Origin of the sequence: Streptomyces misionensis (assembly GCF_007896895.1) — a bacterium.
In the GTDB taxonomy this organism is placed as follows: Bacteria; Actinomycetota; Actinomycetes; order Streptomycetales; family Streptomycetaceae; genus Streptomyces; species Streptomyces misionensis_A.
This window is the reverse complement of the sequence record NZ_VOGW01000106.1, coordinates 6,163-10,686: the sequence shown is the minus strand read 5'-3', so window position 1 is coordinate 10,686 and position 4,524 is coordinate 6,163. Positions and strand designations below refer to the sequence as shown.

5 protein-coding genes are annotated in these 4,524 nt (G+C 70.2%); 4 read left to right on the top strand and 1 reads right to left on the bottom strand.

Annotated elements, in window-relative coordinates:
- Positions 1–287: 287 nt before the first annotated feature.
- From FRZ03_RS19090 to glmS, 3 genes are all read left to right on the top strand, one after another.
- Positions 288–1,199, top strand: a complete 912-nt coding sequence (locus FRZ03_RS19090; RefSeq protein WP_146466379.1) for a DUF4429 domain-containing protein — start codon at positions 288–290, stop codon at positions 1,197–1,199.
- 109 nt (positions 1,200–1,308) lie between these two features.
- Entirely contained in the window at positions 1,309–1,566 is a 258-nt protein-coding gene (locus FRZ03_RS19085) for a hypothetical protein (RefSeq protein ID WP_070027392.1), read from the top strand.
- A 12-nt stretch (positions 1,567–1,578) separates the two neighbouring features.
- Entirely contained in the window at positions 1,579–3,396 is a 1,818-nt protein-coding gene (gene glmS / locus FRZ03_RS19080) for a glutamine--fructose-6-phosphate transaminase (isomerizing) (protein ID WP_146466378.1), read from the top strand.
- Between the two features lie 48 nt (positions 3,397–3,444).
- Here the strand turns inward: glmS and FRZ03_RS19075 are convergent, their stop codons facing one another.
- Complete coding sequence (locus FRZ03_RS19075) at positions 3,445–3,972, bottom strand: universal stress protein (protein WP_146466377.1); 528 nt, start codon at positions 3,970–3,972, stop codon at positions 3,445–3,447.
- 334 nt (positions 3,973–4,306) lie between these two features.
- Here FRZ03_RS19075 and FRZ03_RS19070 point away from each other — a divergent pair.
- The coding region (locus FRZ03_RS19070; RefSeq protein WP_146466380.1) for a hypothetical protein at positions 4,307–4,524 on the top strand (218 nt) is incomplete at its 3' end.

The window sequence follows — 4,524 nt, the reverse complement described above, 5'->3', positions numbered from 1 at the left end:
GCCGCAGGGCGTCGCCGTCGAAGACCCAGGTGCCGTCCTTCTGGATGATTTCCGCCATAGCGGGATTGTTTCATCGGATCTGCGGGAGAGTGGTCTCGACCAGATCTGAAGGGAGCGCATGTGAGACGGAACCACAGCTCGACTCCCCGAACCGGCCGCCGCGACGAGCAGCAACGAACCGAGAACGCGGCCGGTTCGGGGAGTCGAGCTGTGGTTCCGTCTCACATGCGCTCCCTTCAGATCTGGTCGAGACCACTCTCCCGCAGATCCGATGAAACAATCCCGCTATGGCGGAAATCATCCAGAAGGACGGCACCTGGGTCTTCGACGGCGACGCCCTGCGGCTCACTCCGGGCCGGGACAAGGGAGTCGGGCTGCTGCGCCGGGAACTCGGCGAACTCGTGGTCCCACTGGGGGCGTTGGCCTCCGTCTCGGTCGAGCAGGGCAAGAAGTCCGGGTGGCTGCGGCTGCGGCTGCGCGAGGGCGCCGACCCGCTGCTCCGGGCGACCGGCGGCCGGCTCGGCGAGGCCGACGACCCCTACCGGCTGTCCGTGCAGCCCGACCGGTACGGCGTCGCGGAGTACTTCGCGGACGAGGTGCGCAACGCGCTGCTGCTGGAGGGGATTTCCCCGGAGCCGGTCACCGGCTATCTGCTGCCGGGGCCGCCGCTGCCGGTGTCCGCGTCCGCCGGGGACGGCAGCGCGCACTTCGACGGGGAGCGGGTGCGGCTGGAGTGGAACTGGAAGACCGAGGACGTCAAGGCCGAGACCGGCACCCGGACCATCCCGCTGGCCGACATCCTCGGTGTGGAGTGGCGGCCCGCGTCCGGGCTGGAGAACGGGCACCTGCGGTTCCTGGTGCGGGGCACCCCGGTCAGCGCGCGGGCCAAGTACGACCCGAACGCCGTCGAGCTGTGGGGCTTCCGCAAGGATCCGCTGATGGCGCTGGTGGCCGCCGCCGTACAGGCGCGGCTGCCGCACCCCTCGGTGCCGGAGTCCGCCGGGCGCCGGGCCGAGCTGCCCGCACCGGAGCAGGGGTCCGTGCCGCGACAGGGGTCCGTGCCGGAGCAGGGGGCCGCCGAGGACACGCATGACACGCTGCTGCGCCGGCTGCGGGAGCTGGGCGAGCTGCGCCGTGACGGGGTGCTGACCGAGGAGGAGTTCACGCTGGCCAAGCGGGCGGTGCTGGACAAGTTGTGAGCTGAGCCACAGGGGTCGGGCGGGAGTTCACGGTCCCGCCCGACCTGCGGCTGCCCGATATCGGGCAGGATTCTTGCGAATCCGGCTCCGGTACCCGAGGATCTACCGGGTGCACGACGAACTCGTAGATCATCTGATGCGGTCCACGCCCTTGGCCAGGGGCGAGGCGCTGCGGGTGATCCAGGACGTGCTCGCCTACTTCGACGAGTCGACGGAGGACTTCGTCCGTCGCCGCCACCGCGAGCTCCAGGCCCAGGGCCTGGTGAACGCGGAGATCTTCGAACGGATCGGGGCGGACCTCAGATACCGAGCGGTGGCACCGCCCGAGCTGACGCTCAGGCAGCTGCGCCGCATCGTCTACGGCTAGGAATACCTGTATATGTGCGGAATTGTCGGTTACATCGGGAAGCGTGACGTCGCCCCTCTCCTCCTGGAGGGCCTCCAGCGGCTGGAGTACCGCGGCTACGACTCCGCGGGCGTCGTCGTCACCTCCCCGAAGGCGCCCGGCCTGAAGATGGTCAAGGCCAAGGGCCGGGTGCGCGACCTGGAGGCGAAGATCCCGGCGCGCTTCAAGGGCACCACCGGCATCGCCCACACCCGCTGGGCCACCCACGGCGCCCCCTCCGACGTGAACGCCCACCCGCACATGTCGGCCGACAACAAGGTCGCCGTCGTCCACAACGGCATCATCGACAACGCCGCCGAACTGCGCCGCAAGCTGGAGGCGGAGGGCGTCGAGTTCCTCTCCGAGACCGACACCGAGGTCCTCACCCACCTCATCGCCCGCTCGACCGCCGAGAAGCTGGAGGACAAGGTCCGCCAGGCGGTCCGGATGATCGAGGGCACGTACGGCATCGCCGTGCTGCACGCCGACTTCCCCGACCGGATCGTGGTGGCCCGCAACGGCTCCCCGGTCGTCCTCGGCATCGGCGAGAAGGAGATGTTCGTCGCCTCCGACATCGCCGCCCTGGTCATGCACACCCGCCAGATAGTGACCCTGGACGACGGCGAGATGGCCACCCTCAAGGCCGACGACTTCCGCACCTACACCACCGAGGGCACCCGCACCACGAGCGAGCCCACCACGGTGGAGTGGGAGGCCGAGTCGTACGACATGGGCGGCCACGACACCTACATGCACAAGGAGATCTTCGAGCAGGCCGACGCGGTCGACCGCGTGCTGCGCGGCCGGATCGACGACCGGTTCTCCACCGTGCACCTCGGCGGCCTCAACCTGGGCGCCCGCGAGGCCCGGCAGATCCGCCGGGTGAAGATCCTCGGCTGCGGCACCTCGTACCACGCGGGGCTCATCGGCGCCCAGATGATCGAGGAACTGGCCCGCATCCCCGCCGACGCCGAGCCGGCCTCCGAGTTCCGCTACCGCAACGCGGTCGTGGACCCCGACACCCTGTACGTCGCCGTCTCCCAGTCCGGTGAGACGTACGACGTCCTCGCCGCGGTGCAGGAGCTCAAGCGCAAGGGCGCGCGGGTCTTCGGCGTCGTCAACGTGGTCGGTTCGGCGATCGCGCGCGAGGCGGACGCCGGCATCTACGTGCACGCGGGCCCCGAGGTCTGCGTCGTGTCCACCAAGTGCTTCACCAACACCACGGTCGCCTTCGCCCTGCTCGCCCTGCACCTGGGCCGCACCCGCGACCTCTCGGTGCGCGACGGCAAGCGGATCATCGAGGGCCTGCGCAGGCTGCCCGGGCAGATCACCGAGATCCTCAAGCAGGAGGAGCAGATCAAGGAGCTGGCCGAGCTGTACGCCGACGCCCGCTCGATGCTCTTCATCGGCCGGGTCCGCGGCTACCCGGTCGCCCGTGAGGCCTCCCTCAAGCTGAAGGAGGTCTCGTACATCCACGCCGAGGCCTACCCGGCCTCCGAGCTGAAGCACGGCCCGCTGGCGCTGATCGAGCCGGCCCTGCCGACGGTCGCGATCGTCCCCGACGACGACCTGCTGGAGAAGAACCGCGCCGCGCTGGAGGAGATCAAGGCCCGCGAGGGCAAGATCCTCGCAGTCGCCCACCAGCACCAGGAGAAGGCCGACCAGACCATCGTCGTCCCCAAGAACGAGGACGAGCTCGACCCGATCCTGATGGGCATCCCGCTCCAGCTCCTCGCCTACCACACGGCGAAGGCGCTCGGCCGGGACATCGACAAGCCGAGGAACCTGGCGAAGTCGGTGACGGTCGAGTAGCAGACCGGAAGGGACCCCCGTGCGAGCCGCACGGGGGTCCTTCGCGTGTCAGGGGATGACGATCACCGGCCGCCGCGCCCGGCGGGCGAGCCGCCCCGCGACGGAGCCGAAGATCCGGCCCACGATGCCGTGCGTGGAGCCGACGACGATCGCGTCCGCCTCGTACTCCCGCCCCACCTCTTCGAGTTCGTGGCAGATGTCCCCGCCGCGCTCGACCAGGATCCACGGCACCTCGGAGAGGTACTCCGCGCAGGCCAGTTCGAGGCCGAGGACCTCCGTGCGGTGGTCCGGCACGTCCACGAAGACCGGGGGCTCGCAGCCGGCCCACACGGTGGTCGGCAGCCGGTTGGCCACATGCACGATGATCAGGCCGGAGTGGGAGCGATGGGCCATGCCTATCGCGTAGGCGAGGGCGCGCTCACTGGAGGTCGAGCCGTCGAAGCCGACGACGACCCCGTGCCGGAAGGCTGGATCGCAGGATTGGCGTGACTCGTCCGCCGCCAGGGGATCGGCCGCCGTGGGATCGGCGACCGGCCGCTTGCGGTCCGCGGGTTCGAAGAATTCGTGACCGGCCATGGCTGTCTCGGCGTTGTGATCCTTTATGGGATGGGACGACGGTGTGCAGCGGAGCTGTGTCCGGGAAACATCTTCCCCACCCCATACCCCCAAGGGTACGGCGGCACGCCTCCCGAGCCCAGATCCCTTGCACGCTCCGTAAGCGGTCCCCCGACGTCCGTAGGGGTTCACCGGAGCATGCACGAGCCGCGCCCGTAACGCAATGCTCGCTGCCCCGTACAGGCGGTTTGCACAGGATTCACAGCCGCACGTCCGGTGACCGACCGGTCGGCCGGGCGTTGAAGGGGGTGAGCCACCGCCACAGGGCGCCACGAGGCGCCACAGGGAGTACGAGATGCCCGGTCCCCGGACCGACGAGGAGCCCGCCGCGCCGGACAGCGCGAGCGAGCTGATCCGCTGGGCCGCCTTCAGCTGCGTCCTGGTCCCCGTGGTCCTGGTCTGGTACGGCACCTCGCTGGCCGGGGCCACGGGCACCGCGCTGGGCCTGGCCGCCGTCACCGCCGTCTGCCGGCTGCTGCTGCGCCGCTCGGAGCGAGGCGCGCGGGGCAGGCG